Origin of the sequence: Rhizobium sp. RHZ01, from assembly GCF_014851595.1 — a bacterium.
GTDB lineage: Bacteria > Pseudomonadota > Alphaproteobacteria > Rhizobiales > Rhizobiaceae > Rhizobium > Rhizobium altiplani.
Map to the genome: position 1 here is coordinate 206,220 of NZ_JACUZZ010000005.1, position 13,809 is coordinate 220,028.

The window sequence follows — 13,809 nt, forward strand, 5'->3', positions numbered from 1 at the left end:
AATGCAACACGAAACCAAAAACGATACGCTTCTCGAACTGAAGGACTATTCGATCACCTTTGCGACGCCGGATGGCGAGGTGAAGGCCGTCTCGAACATGAACCTGTCGATCCGGCGCGGCGAGCGCGTGGCGATCGTCGGCGAGTCCGGCTCGGGCAAGAGCCAGACCTTCCTCGGCGTCATGGGTCTGCTTGCCAAGAACGGCCGCACCAGCGGCCAAGCACTACTCGAGGGCAAGGATGTGCTGGCGCTAAGGCCGCGCGAGCTCGACCATGTCCGCGGCAAGGACATGGCCATGGTGTTCCAGGACCCGATGACCGCGCTCAATCCGTCTCTGCGGATTTCCCGGCAATTGACGGAGCAGCTTGAGGTTCACCGCGGCTTCACCGCGCGGGCTGCCTCCAACGAGGCGCTCGATATGCTGAAGCGCGTCGGTATCCCCGACCCGACGCGGCGCTTCAGCCTCTACCCGCACGAGCTGTCGGGCGGCATGCGCCAGCGCATCGTCATTGCCATGGCGCTGTTGACGAAACCGAAGCTGCTCATTGCCGACGAGCCGACGACGGCGCTTGACGTGACGATCCAAGCGCAGATCCTCGATCTCTTCAACGACCTGACGGCGGAAATGAACACGGCGCTCGTCATGATCACGCATGATCTGGGCGTCGTCGCGGGCCTCGCGGATCGCGTGGCCGTCATGTATGCCGGGCGGATCGTCGAGGAAGCGCCAGTCGACGAGCTCTTCGATGTACCGGCGCATCCCTATACCGCTGCGCTGCACGCTTCGATCCCGCGGCCGGACCAGGACGTCGATCAGCTCGCCGTCATTCCCGGCCGGCCGCCCAATCTGCAGCACCTGCCGAAAGGCTGCAGCTTCTCGCCGCGCTGTCCAATGGTCCAGAACGATTGTATCGACGCGTCGCCGAAACTTGAGATGTTGGCGAAAGGCCATTCCGCGGCCTGCTTCCATCCCTTCCCCCGCCGCGAGGAGGTTTTGAACCATGGCTGAACGATCACTCCTAAGGGTCGAGAACCTCACCACCCAGTTCGAAATTCCGTCGAAGAGCTTCTTCAAACCGCCGATGACGCTGACTGCGGTGAACAATGTCAGCTTCGACCTCAGAGAAGGCCGGACGCTGGGGATCGTCGGAGAGTCCGGTTGCGGCAAGTCCACACTTGGCCGCTCGATCCTGCGTCTGTTGAAATCGCAGAAAGGCCGCATTCTCTGGCAGGGGCGCAATCTGCTCGACCTGTCGGATGAGGAAATGCGCGCGGCTCGCCGCGACATGCAGATCATCTTCCAGGATCCGATTGCCTCCCTCGATCCGCGCATGACGGTCGGCGACATTATCGCCGAACCGCTCACCGTCTTCGAGCCGAAGCTTACAAAAGCGGAACGCGTGGCGCGCGTACAGGAGATCATGGGTGCCGTCGGCCTCGTGCCTGAAATGATCAACCGCTATCCGCACGAGTTCTCGGGCGGCCAGGCACAGCGCATCGGCATTGCCCGCGCAGTCGTAACACGGCCGAAGCTGATCATCTGCGACGAGCCGGTTTCGGCGCTCGACGTGTCGATCCAGGGGCAGGTCATCACGCTCTTGCGCAAGCTTCGCAAGGAGTTCGGGCTGACGCTGATCTTCATCAGCCACGACCTTTCGGTCGTACGTCTGATCTCAGACGATGTGCTGGTGCTCTATCTCGGCAAGGTGGTCGAGGCTGGCGATTGCGCCACCGTGTTCGACAGCCCGGCGCATCCCTACACGCAGGCGCTCTTCTCGGCCGCGCCAGTGCCCGATCCGAAGCTTGCACGCAACCGGCAGCGTATCCGGCTTCAGGGCGACCCGCCCTCGCCGCTCAATCCGCCGCCCGGCTGTGTCTTCTCTCCGCGTTGCTGGAAGGCCACGGACATCTGCCGCACGGAGATGCCGCCAACGGAGCAGGTCAGGCCCGAGCAAACCGCCGCCTGCTATCACATGGACCGGTAAGCCGGCATCGACAGAACTGCAAACGGCCCGCCCGTTTTCCAGCCGGCCGTTTGACCTATTCGACACCGAAGGCATAGTCGCTAGTTCTTGGCAGGTGTGGTCGTGCTCATCGAGGCGCGCTGTGCTTCGACCCGCTCCATCAGCAGGCTGTAGGCGATGTAGTATTTGAAGATGTTGCTGACATATTGGACCGTTTCCCGGCCGACGATGGCAGCTGCGGCATTCTCGACGTTTCCGAACCAGACATTGGGATCGAGCCCCATATTCTTTGCCTTGGCGCGAAACTTCCGGAGATTTCCCGGACCCGCATTGTAGGCGGCAAACGCCATCAGCTGCTGGTCGCGCGGCGAAACACCCTCCCCCTTGATGGAGACTTCAACCAGATAGCGTAAGTATTTCGCGCCGGCCTCGACATTGAGATTCTCGCTCTTGGCGATGCCGGTTATGCCGATCTCCTTGCCCGCCGCCGTGGCAGGAAGCAGTTGCATCACGCCGACGGCGCCCCTCGGACTACGCCGCGACTGGTCAAGCTGGGATTCCTGATAGCCCTGCGCCATCAGCATCAGATAGTCGAACGAGTACGTGCCCGCATGCTTGCGGAAGATTTCGACCAGTTCCTTGAAGCGATCGACATCGGCAGGCGAATAGGCACGCCGCAGAATCGTATCGCTCTTGAAATAGCGGTTGCGCAGCAGATTGCCGAAGGTCGTGCCAACCTTGTGCTGCTCGGCGAACTTGTCGAGGACGGCTTTCAACTGCGGACTATTCTTGCGGATCGCCCAGGCGATCTGCCCGTGAGTGGCCACGGCGACATCAGGATGGACCTTCAATTCCGTGAACACCTTCGCCCATATGTCGGCCTTGTATCCATCGACCACCGTCCAGGGCAGGAGGCCGGCATTCACCATCTCCATGAGATCCTCGTCCTCAAGGTTCTCGTCGATCGGCTTGACTTGGATCTCCGGCTTTCCGTCCTTCTTCAATTGCTCGTTGAGCGACAGAAGATGCTCGTAGTAGCTGCTCGTCTGACGGACGCGGATTTCCTTGCCTGCCAGATGGGCGATGTTGGTAACCGCCTCCGCGGATGGCCCTGATACCAGCACCTCGCTCGCGTCGCTGTAGATCGGCGCGCTGAAATCGACGTCCTGAAGCCGCGCAGGGGTGACCGTCAAGTTGGCCATGATGATGTCGCCGAGCCCTTCCTTGAGGGCTGGAATCAATCGATCTCGCCCGGTCGGAATGAAGGCGACGCGGATGTGTTCGATCGCTTTTTTCCTGCCCTTGTTGAGCTCGGCCTCCAGGGCCGTCCCAAACTCCACCGCGGTTCCGAACTGGCGTCCCTTGTCGATGAAATAGATGGTCTTGCTGTATGGCACCAGGATTCGAACGAGGCGGATCTTGGTCATAGCATCGAGATCGCCCGTATTCGGCTTCGGCATGATCCCGCCGACCTCGACATTCGTTTGGGCGAACGCAGCAACCTGACCGAACAGAATGGTGATGATTGCAAGCACTATGCTGAAAAGAAGACGTCGCATGACTTGCCCCCAGCTGATGCTGCGAGCGTACCACGTCTGTTGCACAATCAAAGGTGTGCAGGCGCCTTGAGCGGAGATTATCCGTACCGCTCAAGGCTGGTCAGGCAATCAGCGGGCACCCCAGGTATCGGTCAACCGATAGCCTTCCGGCCAGGGGTCGGACGGATCGAGCATGTGCTGATGGGTACCGGTAATCCAGGCGCGGCCGGAGATCTCAGGCAGGATGGCCGGGCGACCGCCAACATCGGTCGTGCCTAGAATGCGGCCAGAGAACGTGGAGCCGATCAACGACACCGCAGTTAGACGATCTTCGAGCGTCATTTGTCCACGCGCGTGCAATACGGCCATGCGGGCCGACAGCGCCGTTCCCGTGGGCGAGCGATCGACCTTGCCGGGCTGGATCGCGACGGCTGCACCCGCACGTAGACCTTCGGCGGTACGCTCCACCGGCCCTGCAAAGAGGCAGAAGGAGAAATGATTCCAGTCCGGATTTTCCGGGTGATGAAATCCGAGCGCGGCGTTGGCGGCATTGGTAATGCGCACGCCGAGCTTCGCAATGTCATGGGCCTCGTCGGGCGACAGGCTGAAGCCCATCGCCGCCGCATCGACGATGACAAAGCTGTCACCGCCATAGGCGGTATCGACGGTCAGCGTACCCACGCCCTCGACTTCCAGCTTCGCATCCAGTCGTTCCGCGAAGCTTGGTAGGTTCTGCACGAAGATGCGCTCGGCCTTGCCGTTGCGGCACTCGGCGCGCACACGGACGAGCCCGCCGGGCGCTTCGAGGGTGATCTCGGTGATCGGCTCCTGCATCGGCAGGATGCCGCTGTCCAGCAGCACCGTGGATACGCAGATCGAATTCGATCCCGACATGGGTGGCGTATCTTCCGGCTCCATGATGATGAATGCGGCATCGGCGTCGGGATGCTTCGGTGGCACCAGCAAATTGACGTGCCGGAAAACGCCGCCGCGCGGTTCGTTCAGCACGAAATTGCGCAACGTCCCGTCTTGCGCAATCCAGCGGCTTTGCTCCCAGATCGTTTCGCCGGGCGGCGGCGTCACACCGCCGACGATGACATCGCCCACTTCGCCCTCGGCATGGGCGGAAACGACATGGATGGTCTTGGTGCTGTGCATGATACCTCCTCAGGAAAGCCAATCGGGCAACTGGGGCGGAACGCGCCCAGTCAGAGCGGCGGTGACGCAATCGGCAAGGCTGCCGAAGCGAACGGCACGACCGGAAAGGCCGGGGCCATAGTGGGCATATTTGCCCGAGTTCGTCATCAGGGAGCGGGTTCGCGTCGGGAACACGGGCTCGGAAATCGAACACCAGCAGAGATCGGGCAGGACCTGCACGCCTGCATCCTCCAATCTCTTCAACAGGCCTTCGTTGCGCGCTTCGCTGATGACCTGGCGACCGGCGGTCACGATTACCGTGACATCCGCGTGCCGGCTGCGGCCGGCAAGCGCTTCTTCCAAGGCTCGACATTCGGTCAGGGAGGCATGCGGGCTGCCAATGGCAACGAGTTCCACCTCTTCCGGCCCCTCGTTTAGAACCGTCCAGGCCGCAGCCATGTCGGCGCGCGAGATGACAACCCGATCGGCATCGTCGCGGGCCGAGCCGGCAGCTTCGGGCGTAACGCCCTCCACATGCAGCATGGGTGCTGCTGACGTGGTGCCAAAAGCGGCGCACAGCGCCTTCAGGTCGTCCTGCGAAGGCCGCGCGGAGCTTAGGCCGCGCAAAAGCGGGATGCGATCCGGCGCCGCGCGACCTGCGAGATAACCGATGAGCGGCCAGAAAGCGTCATCGACGCGCTCGGGCAATTCGACATCAATGATCCGTCGTGCCTTGCGATGCTCGTCGAGATAAACGCCGGACAGCGGCGCACGTCCCGTTAGCGCGATGCAGAGATCGAGGAAATCGGGGTGTTTTGCCGTCCGCGCGCCGAGCACGGTATTGGCGAAGATCACTGCGTTGGACTCTGCCCATGCAATCGATTCGCCCGCCTGCGGTGCGCTATCCAGCAGATAGGGAGAGCAGGTGAAGGTCGGGCGACAGCCCATGCGCACATAGGCATCGGCAAGCCGTGCAGCCGGGTCGCCGAAGCTTTCCGGAACGCCTTGCGCTTGCCAATTGGCGCGGTCGACGGAAATGGCGTTCATGGTCGTCGGCACGCGGACCTGCGCGCCCATATCAGCCATCTTTTCCGCAAAGGTGAGATTGGCGGGGCTCGCATAGATGCAGCCGTCGATATGGCCCTGCGTGACATCCACGAGGCCGCGCGCGCCCTGCTGCGCCGCCATGGCGCAGATGATGCGCATGGCCTGCTGCACGGCGATGCCCTGCTGCCCGTCAAGCATGGCGCGATCTACATCGTTGAGGTCGAGCGCAGCGGTTGCCGGAGGAGCGATCGGAATCTCCACCTCGTCTGCGACAACCGCCGTATCGCTGATCTCGGCGGTCTTCGCGCGGGAGAGCGCCGCAAAGGCCTCCGGCCCAAGCCGTACGACGGGCAGAGGCTTGCCGAACATTTCGGACGCGATCAGCGCGCCGAGCGTCAACACATCCTCGGCTTCGGAAAAAACCAGGGCGGCCGGTGCGCGACCCGTCAGGACGAGGTCGAGGAGTACGCCGGAACCCGTGCAGGATCCGCGGCTCGAGGGCATCATCAGAATGCAACCGGTGAGGCGGCTTCCGTGAAGCGGGTGGTGGACGTCGATCACCAAGCCAGTAGCGGGATCGACCCCGCCCCAGAAGCTCAATGCCTCCTTTGCGACAATGACGGGGCCATTCGCGGTACCGCCGAGAATGCTGCGATCGAGTGCGAGGGTTTTCATTTCACCACGAAGCCTTGAGCGGAGGGAGTCATTCACCAATGGGGCTGATGCGGCCAACTGTCATGAGCGCGCTCCCGCCTCCATCAGAATCTTTGGGGTGAGAAGGATGCAATGTCGATCGCCGGCTTCTTGCCCGTGAGCAAATCCGCGACGATGCGCGCGGTGCCAGCCGACTGAGTCAGGCCAAGATGGCCGTGACCGAAGGCATAGACAACGCGCTGCGTGGCGCGGGCGTGACCGACGGCGGGCAGGCTGTCCGGCAAGGATGGGCGGAACCCCATCCACTGGACGCCGCCCTGAGGCTTCAGGCCGGGCAGGAAGCTCTGTGCCTTCTTCAGCATCGCCTCCGATCGACGGAAGTTCGGCGGAAGCTTCAAGCCCCCAAGCTCGACGGCGCCGCCCACGCGGATGCCTGTCGACAGCCGGGTAACGACAAATCCGTGCCCGCCGAAGGTAATCTGCGTGCGCAGATCGAAAGCCTCGGGAGGGAGCGTGGTATTGTAGCCCCTTTCCGTTTCGAGCGGGATATTCTCCCCGATCGTACGGGCCACCTGATGTGAAAATGCACCCGCCGATAGGACCACCTGTGCTGCCCGTCGCGAAGCGCCGCCGGAACTGACGACATCTACGCCGCCATCAACAGGACGCAGTGCGATGACCTCCGCACGCTCGATGGAGCCGCCGATGGCGCGGAAGTGGTCTGCCAGGGCAAGGGTATAGAGCTTGGGATCGGCGATGGAGTACCAGCCAGGCGTGAAGGTGCCATGGGTGAAGCGAGGCGCGATACCAGGCTGGATCTCATTGATGCCGGCCGCATCGAGGTGATGGAACTCGATTCCATGCTCCTCCCGCGCTTTCCAGCCGGGAAGCGAAGCCTTCAGTTCCGCTTCGCCCTCATAGACCTGCAGATTGCCATCCTTGCGCAGCATGCCCACGGTGCCGCTCTGCTGCAGGAACGGCTCAAGCTCCGCCTTCGAAAGGTCCATCAGCGCGGTTTGCGCCGCAGTCGAATGGGCGACACGGCACGGCGCGCAGGCGCGCCAGAAGCGGAACATCCATGGCGCGATCTGCAAGGCATAGGCTGGCGGCACCGAAAGCGGGCCGAGCGGATCGAGCAGCCACTTAGGTGCTTTCTTGAGGATGCCCGGCGAAGCAAGCGGCAGGATGTCGGTAAAGGCGAAGGCGCCGGCATTGCCAGCCGAGGCGCCGGCAGCGGGACCCTCCCGGTCGAGTACGACCACCGAAAGCCCCCTTGCCTGTGCCGCGATTGCAGCGGATAGCCCAACGACCCCCGCGCCGATTACGATGACATCCGTCTGAATTTGATCGTTCATCATCGCCTCAATGGGTGGCAGCGAGGAAAGCCTGCAACTCCGGATCCTTCGGCGCACCGAACAGCTCTTCCGGGGGAGCGATCTCGGCCATCACGCCCTTGTGGAAGAAGGCGACGCGGTCTGAAACCTCACGCGCAAACTTCATTTCGTGCGTGACGCAGATCATCGTCATGCCTTCGGAGGCCAGCATGCGCAGTGTGTCGAGCACTTCGCCAACCAGCTGTGGGTCGAGCGCCGAGGTGACCTCGTCGAACAGCATGTATTCTGGCGACATGGCAAGCGCACGCGCAATCGCCATGCGCTGCTGCTGGCCGCCCGACATGCGGTTAGGATAGACCTTGAGCTTCTCCCCGAGGCCGACGTGGGTGAGCTGCCTTACCGCGATCGCCTCGGCTTCCGCCTTGGAAAGGCCGAGCACTTTTCGCGGCGCAAGCATGACGTTTTCCAGCACCGTCAGATGCGGAAAAGCGTTCCACTGCTGGAAGACGATGCCAAGCTTGCGGCGAAGCTTGTTGAGGTCGGTCGCCTTGGCATGCACATCCGTGCCGTCGACAACGATACGGCCACTGTCGATGGCCTCAAGGCCATTGATGCAGGTGAGCAGCGTCGACTTCCCCGAGCCGGAACCACCGATTATGGTCAGCACCTCGCCCTTCGGAACAGTGAGGTTGATGCCCTTCAGAACCTCCAACGGGCCGAAGGATTTGCGGACGTTTTCAATCTCAATCATTGGGGGACCACCGTTTTTCGAGATACCCGCCAATCCGGGCGATGGGGAAGCTGATAATGAAGTAGACGGTGCCGCAGATCATCAGGATGAACAGCGGCTCCTGCAGCCGGGTCACGAGAATCTGCGAGGCGCGCAGCAACTCGATCAGGCCGAGCCAGAGCACCAGCGCGGAATCCTTCATGACGCCGAGCGTCAGTCCGATCCAAGACGGCAGCGAAACGCGCGTTGCGAGCGGGGCCACAATATAGCGCATGTCCTGCCACCAGGTCATGCCGAGCGAGCGAGCCGCACGGCGCGTGGTCGGCGGCACCGCGGAAATGCCACCGCGGACGATCTCCGTGCAATAGGCAGCCGTATAGAGCGACAGCACCACGCAGGAGGTCGTGAATGGGGGCCAGCCAAGCCGCATGATCGACTGCAGCGCATTTCCGAGCACAAGCTGGATCAACAAAGGCACGGAGCGGAAGACGTCGAGCGCGAAGGTCAGCGGTGCGGACCAGTAAGGTCCGAGTTCGACGCGGATCATCCCGAAGAAGATGCCGAGAACGGTTCCGGCAGCGACCGAGACGGCCGTGACCGCGAGCGTCATTCCCGCGCCTTGCGCCAGAAAGGCCAGATCACTCCAGGTGAGGGCAGTACTAAACATCTCTCACCTCTCTCAATAACGGAACATGCGCCAGGCGAGTGCCCGGGCGGCAAGGGTCAGAACCTTGGCGATGACGTAGTAGATCACGGCAGCCAAGGCGAAGAATTCAAAGGTGCGGAAGGAGCGCGCATTCAGTTCCTGCGTCACGCCGGTAAGGTCAGTGTTCATACCGACGGTTACGCCGAGCGACGTCATCAGGACCGCCCAGACCATCTGGTTGGTCGCCGGCAGAAACGCCACGCGCAGCATCTGCGGCAGGACGATCAGGCGAAAGGCCTGCATCGAGGTCATGCCGAGCGAGCGTCCGGCGCGCGTCTGCGTGTCCGGGATCGCCTTCAGCGCGCCGCGGAAATTTTCTGCCAGGTAGCCAGCGTTGTTGAAGGCAATGCCAGCCAGGAGCGCGGTAAACGGCGTGAGGTGAATGCCAAAGTTGCCGAGTCCGAAATGAGCCATGTAGATCTGGAACAGCGCCGGCGTATTTCGGGCGATCTCGACCCAAGCCGTGGCGAAGCCACCAAGGATGCGGTTGCCGGATAGCCGGAACAAGGTCAGCGCGATCGCACAAGCCAGTCCGATGACCATGGACAGGAGCGCAATCTGCATCGTGACCAGCGCACCGTCGAGCATCTGCGGCAATGCCTTGAGTGCCTGGTTCCAGTGGAAGGTGTAGTTGAACATTACCGTCTCACCTTGTCATAAAGCTGCGGCGCGAGGTCATGCCTCGCGCCGCGGGAGAAACGGTGCGGGTTAGCGGTAAACGCCATTGACCGCGAGCGACGGCAGGTCGCCACCAACCCACTTCTTGTAGAGCTCGGCGTAGCGGCCGGTGCGAACCTGCTGGTTAATGAACAGGTTCAGGTAGTTGATCAGGCCGTATTCCTCACGGTTGGTGAAGAGCGAGACGTAGTCGATGTCGAACGGTGCCTTGCCGACCACAGCGATGCCGGCGAACTTGCCGGTCTTGACGTTAGCCTGGGCAACGGTCGAGGTCGAAACGGTGGCATCGATTTGGCCCTGGCTCAACGCCAGGAATACGTCGGCTTGTGTCTGGTAAGGACGGAACTCACCGACGCCCCAGGCCTTGACCTGCTGTTCGAGTGCGATCGCTTCGTAAGTGCCAGCGGTTGCGCCGACAACCTTGCCCTTCATGTCTTCGAAGGACTTCACGCCCGACTTCTCGTTGGCCGTAACCGCCATCTCGAAGGCGAAGTAGGGAACCGTCATGCCGACAGTCTTGGCACGCTCGAGCGTGTCAGAGGTGGAGGCCACGCCGACATCAACGCGACCCGACATCAGCGCCGGAATACGCTCAGGGAACGGGGTCTCAACGATTTCGGCGGTTACACCCAGCGCCTTAGCCAGATCGTTGCAATAGTCCACGTCGAAGCCGATCGGGTTGTTATTCTCGTCGCGCGAACCCATCGGTGGGAAGTCCAGTACGACCGCGCAGCGCAGCGTGCCCGAGCCGATGATGTCGTCCAACTTGTCGGCCTTCGCCGGGCTGGTCAGAACGGTTGCGGCAGCCAGAAGGCCGAAGGCGAGGACCGAAGGTTTCATTCTATTCTCTCTCCCAGAGTTGGATTGTCGATTGACAGCGAGGCGCACTATTCCCCTTCGGCGCGCGCAAATCAATGCTAAAATACATGAAGTATGCACAAAGTATAAGTTGAATAGCGACTACGTCGACAAAAAAGGGCGGCCAAGTCGTGGCCGCCCTTTGCTTTTCTACCCTTGATAGGAATCAGCCGAGAAAATCTTCCGGCAGCAGATCTTCCGGCATGTTCTGGTACGAAACCGGGCGGAGGAAGCGCCGGATCGACATTGTGCCGACGCTGGTTGCGCCGAAGTTGGTCGAAGCCGGATAGGGTCCGCCATGCACCATCGAATCGACCACCTCGACACCGGTCGGGAATCCATTGACCAGGACACGTCCTGCCTTGCGTTCCAGCACGGGGCGCAGACGACGGGCGTCGGCAATGTCACCTGCATCCATATGGATCGTCGCCGTCAACTGACCTTCGAAGCCACGAGCGAGCTTCTCCATCTCATCGATCGTCTGGACACGCACGACAAGGCCGAGCGGTCCAAAGACCTCTTCGCCCAGGGCGTGATCGGCGAGGAACTGTGCGCCGGTTGTCTCAAACAGGTTCGGAGCGGCTGAGCGGCCAGAGGACTCGCTGGCGAACAGCGATTTGACCGTATTGCGAGTTGCAAAGCGTGACTGCCCATCCTGGTAGGCCTTCGCAATGCCATCCGTCAGCATCGTCTGCGGCGCGACCTTGCCGAGCGCTTCGACCGTTGCGGCTACGAAGCGATCGGCTTCGGCGCCTTCGGTCACAACTGCAATGCCGGGGTTGGTGCAAAACTGGCCGGCGCCCATCGTCAGCGACCCGGCCCAGCCCTGGCCGAGCGCTTCAGCGCGTGCCTTCAGCGCCTCGGGCAGCAGGAACATCGGATTGACCGAACCGAGTTCACCGAAGAACGGGATCGGCTCCGGCCGCGCGGCGCAAAGATTGAAGAGTGCGCGGCCGCCGGCGAGCGAACCGGTGAAGCCAACAGCTTTGATCCGCGGATGCTGCACGAGTGCATGACCGACATCACGGTTCCCACCCTGGATCAACGAGAAGACGCCGGGATGAACACCCGTCTTGCGAATAGCGGCCTCGATCGCCTGCGCGACGATTTCGCCGGTTCCCGGATGCGCCGAGTGACCCTTGACGACAACAGGGCAACCTGCCGCCAGAGCGGCTGCGGTATCACCGCCGGCCGTGGAGAAGGCCAGCGGGAAGTTCGAGGCGCCGAAGACGGCGACCGGGCCGACCGGGCGCTGGATAAGCCGGATTTCCGGCCGTGCCGCGGGCTGGCGGTCGGGCAGTGCCGCATCACGACGGCGGTCGAGATATTCGCCCTTTTCGATATGGTCCGCGAAGAGACGTAGCTGACCGGTCGTGCGGCCGCGTTCGCCCTGCAGGCGAGCTTCCGGCAGGCCCGTTTCCTGGCTACCGATCGCGGTGATCGCCTCGGCGCGAGCTTCGATCTCGTCGGCGATGGCGCGCAAGAACGCCGCGCGTTCTGCCCGCGTGGAGTAGCCATAGCTCCAGAACGCATCTTCGGCGGCCTCGCAGGCGCGATTGACAAGATCTACCGTACCGACTGCAAACTGATGGACTAGACCGTGCGCCGGCGCGGATGCAAAAGTACCCGCTCCGTCGAGCCATTCGCCCGCGACGAGGTGTTTTCCATTGGGAGTGAAGACCATCTGCGATTCCTTTCTTGAGAGCCCGTGGTGCTTTACGCGAAAATCCATCCAAAGGCGAATTGCGCATGTCGGATCTTTGTATACTCTATGTATTTATAACATCAACACTCGATCGCCGTCGGCGGCCGGGCCATTCACGAGAGACACGAGATGAGCGACAACACCACCCTGACCGTATCGGCCCTGCAGGAGCGGGTCGATGCGATTTTCCGCAAGGCTGGCCTCAACGAGATCCAGGCCGGCGCACTCGCGCGCGTAATCGTCTCCGGAGAGCGGGATGCCTGCAAATCGCATGGCATCTACAGGATCGAGGGTGCGCTGCGGACCGTCAAAGCGGGCAAAGTGAATCCGGACGCGGTGCCGGAACTCATGCTGCAGGAGGGCTCCGCGATCGTGAAGGTCAACGCCAAGGGTGGCTTTGCCAATCCGGCCTTCGAACTCGGCTTGCGGGCTCTCGTGGAGCGCACCCGATCCTGCGGGCTTGCAGCCCTCGTCATCAACGACTGCACGCATTTCTCCGCGCTCTGGTCGGAAGCGGAAGCCCTGACCGAACAGGGCCTCGCCGGCCTGGTCATGTGCCCGAGCTATGCAACCGTTGCGCCAACCGGCGGCAACAAACCGCTGCTCGGCACCAACCCCTTCGCCTTTGCCTGGCCGCGCGTCGGCCAGCCGCCCTACGTCTTCGATTTTGCCACGTCGGTTGCCGCGCGCGGGGAAATCGAACTGCACCGGCGGGCTGGAAAGTCGCTGCCCGAGGGCTGGGCGATCGATGCCGACGGCAATCCGACGACCGATCCGGAGGCTGCGCTTGCCGGCGCCATGCTGCCGTTCGGCGGGCATAAGGGCTCGGCCATCGGGACGATGATCGAGCTGCTGGCCGGAATCATGATCGGCGACCTGACAAGCCCCGAGGTTCTGGACTATCTCGGCACGACGACGCTGGCCCCTTTCCACGGCGAATTGATCATCGCCTTCTCGCCGGAAGCCTTCGCCGCCGGCCGGCCAGGCAATCCGTTTGCGCGGGCAGAGACCCTGTTCGAGGCCATCGTCGGCCAGGGCGCCCGCCTTCCCTCGCAGCGCCGGTATGCGGCGCGCGCAAAATCGGAGGCCGACGGCATCGCGCTGACCGACGCCGAAATCAAGCAGCTCGAGCGTTTGTTCGCGCTCGGCCTGGAGGCGGTGGCTTGAGCCACCGGCAGAAATCGCCGCCAATACAAAAAGGCCCTCCAATCGGAGGGCCTCAGACTGCTGACAAACCCGCCGATATTTTCGGCGGGTTTGTTTTTTGGACGTTGGTTGTTTTAGTTGGGTTCTGAGGCGGGGCGAAGTTGGCGGCCTCTGGCCCTCATGCGATGGCTGGTCTGGGTGGCTTGGTGAGCGCCATGGCGATCTTCTTGATGTTTTGGGCGGCTGCAGCCAGCAGGCACTGGCATGCGACGCGGGTGAGACTTCGAAAGCGGGCATAGCGATGCCCGTGAA

The 13,809-nt window shown here is 62.3% G+C and carries 12 protein-coding genes; 3 read left to right on the top strand and 9 right to left on the bottom strand.

Going from position 1 to position 13,809, the window contains the following annotated elements:
* The first annotated feature begins 1 nt into the window (after position 1).
* Both IB248_RS08535 and IB248_RS08540 read left to right on the top strand, forming a co-directional pair.
* Positions 2 to 1,009, top strand: coding sequence for an ABC transporter ATP-binding protein (locus IB248_RS08535; protein ID WP_192240705.1), 1,008 nt, complete (start codon positions 2 to 4; stop codon positions 1,007 to 1,009).
* Positions 1,002 to 1,985 carry an oligopeptide/dipeptide ABC transporter ATP-binding protein gene (locus IB248_RS08540; protein WP_018859743.1) on the top strand — a complete coding sequence of 328 codons (984 nt, stop codon included), beginning with the start codon at positions 1,002 to 1,004 and terminating at the stop codon, positions 1,983 to 1,985. Before IB248_RS08535 ends, IB248_RS08540 begins: the two co-directional genes overlap by 8 nt.
* 80 nt (positions 1,986 to 2,065) lie before the next feature.
* On the opposite strand, the gene IB248_RS08545 is transcribed toward IB248_RS08540, so the two are convergent.
* The 9 genes from IB248_RS08545 to IB248_RS08585 form a co-directional block, all read right to left on the bottom strand.
* The gene (locus IB248_RS08545; protein ID WP_192240706.1) at positions 2,066 to 3,523 is read right to left on the bottom strand and encodes a lytic transglycosylase F; all 1,458 of its coding nucleotides are present in this window, start codon (positions 3,521 to 3,523) and stop codon (positions 2,066 to 2,068) included.
* Between the two features lie 108 nt (positions 3,524 to 3,631).
* The gene (locus IB248_RS08550) at positions 3,632 to 4,660 is read right to left on the bottom strand and encodes a proline racemase family protein (RefSeq protein WP_112668097.1); all 1,029 of its coding nucleotides are present in this window, start codon (positions 4,658 to 4,660) and stop codon (positions 3,632 to 3,634) included.
* Positions 4,661 to 4,669: 9 nt separating this feature from the next.
* On the bottom strand, positions 4,670 to 6,361 hold the full coding sequence (locus IB248_RS08555; protein ID WP_192240707.1) for an aconitase X: 1,692 nt from the start codon (positions 6,359 to 6,361) through the stop codon (positions 4,670 to 4,672).
* 83 nt (positions 6,362 to 6,444) lie between these two features.
* Positions 6,445 to 7,695, bottom strand: coding sequence for an FAD-binding oxidoreductase (locus IB248_RS08560; RefSeq protein ID WP_192240708.1), 1,251 nt, complete (start codon positions 7,693 to 7,695; stop codon positions 6,445 to 6,447).
* Between the two features lie 7 nt (positions 7,696 to 7,702).
* Positions 7,703 to 8,425 (bottom strand): amino acid ABC transporter ATP-binding protein, encoded by a 723-nt coding sequence (locus IB248_RS08565; protein WP_018859738.1) that lies wholly within the window; start codon positions 8,423 to 8,425, stop codon positions 7,703 to 7,705.
* Positions 8,418 to 9,071, bottom strand: coding sequence for an amino acid ABC transporter permease (locus IB248_RS08570; RefSeq protein WP_018859737.1), 654 nt, complete (start codon positions 9,069 to 9,071; stop codon positions 8,418 to 8,420). The genes IB248_RS08565 and IB248_RS08570 overlap by 8 nt, the downstream gene beginning before the upstream one ends.
* A gap of 12 nt (positions 9,072 to 9,083) precedes the next feature.
* Positions 9,084 to 9,749 (bottom strand): amino acid ABC transporter permease, encoded by a 666-nt coding sequence (locus IB248_RS08575; RefSeq protein WP_192240709.1) that lies wholly within the window; start codon positions 9,747 to 9,749, stop codon positions 9,084 to 9,086.
* 69 nt (positions 9,750 to 9,818) lie between these two features.
* The gene (locus IB248_RS08580; RefSeq protein ID WP_018859735.1) at positions 9,819 to 10,628 is read right to left on the bottom strand and encodes a transporter substrate-binding domain-containing protein; all 810 of its coding nucleotides are present in this window, start codon (positions 10,626 to 10,628) and stop codon (positions 9,819 to 9,821) included.
* 184 nt (positions 10,629 to 10,812) lie between these two features.
* A complete protein-coding gene (locus IB248_RS08585; protein ID WP_018859734.1) occupies positions 10,813 to 12,330 on the bottom strand; it encodes an aldehyde dehydrogenase (NADP(+)) in 1,518 nt (505 codons plus the stop codon).
* Between the two features lie 150 nt (positions 12,331 to 12,480).
* Here IB248_RS08585 and IB248_RS08590 point away from each other — a divergent pair, with 150 nt between their 5' ends.
* Positions 12,481 to 13,518 (top strand): Ldh family oxidoreductase, encoded by a 1,038-nt coding sequence (locus tag IB248_RS08590; protein WP_018859733.1) that lies wholly within the window; start codon positions 12,481 to 12,483, stop codon positions 13,516 to 13,518.
* Positions 13,519 to 13,809: the final 291 nt, after the last annotated feature.

Coding starts and splice junctions, on each gene's coding strand:
- IB248_RS08535 (WP_192240705.1), top strand. CDS start 2: ATGCAACACGAAACCAAAAACGATACGCTTCTCGAACTGAAGGACTAT.
- IB248_RS08540 (WP_018859743.1), top strand. CDS start 1,002: ATGGCTGAACGATCACTCCTAAGGGTCGAGAACCTCACCACCCAGTTC.
- IB248_RS08545 (WP_192240706.1), bottom strand. CDS start 3,523: ATGCGACGTCTTCTTTTCAGCATAGTGCTTGCAATCATCACCATTCTG.
- IB248_RS08550 (WP_112668097.1), bottom strand. CDS start 4,660: ATGCACAGCACCAAGACCATCCATGTCGTTTCCGCCCATGCCGAGGGC.
- IB248_RS08555 (WP_192240707.1), bottom strand. CDS start 6,361: ATGAAAACCCTCGCACTCGATCGCAGCATTCTCGGCGGTACCGCGAAT.
- IB248_RS08560 (WP_192240708.1), bottom strand. CDS start 7,695: ATGAACGATCAAATTCAGACGGATGTCATCGTAATCGGCGCGGGGGTC.
- IB248_RS08565 (WP_018859738.1), bottom strand. CDS start 8,425: ATGATTGAGATTGAAAACGTCCGCAAATCCTTCGGCCCGTTGGAGGTT.
- IB248_RS08570 (WP_018859737.1), bottom strand. CDS start 9,071: ATGTTTAGTACTGCCCTCACCTGGAGTGATCTGGCCTTTCTGGCGCAA.
- IB248_RS08575 (WP_192240709.1), bottom strand. CDS start 9,749: ATGTTCAACTACACCTTCCACTGGAACCAGGCACTCAAGGCATTGCCG.
- IB248_RS08580 (WP_018859735.1), bottom strand. CDS start 10,628: ATGAAACCTTCGGTCCTCGCCTTCGGCCTTCTGGCTGCCGCAACCGTT.
- IB248_RS08585 (WP_018859734.1), bottom strand. CDS start 12,330: ATGGTCTTCACTCCCAATGGAAAACACCTCGTCGCGGGCGAATGGCTC.
- IB248_RS08590 (WP_018859733.1), top strand. CDS start 12,481: ATGAGCGACAACACCACCCTGACCGTATCGGCCCTGCAGGAGCGGGTC.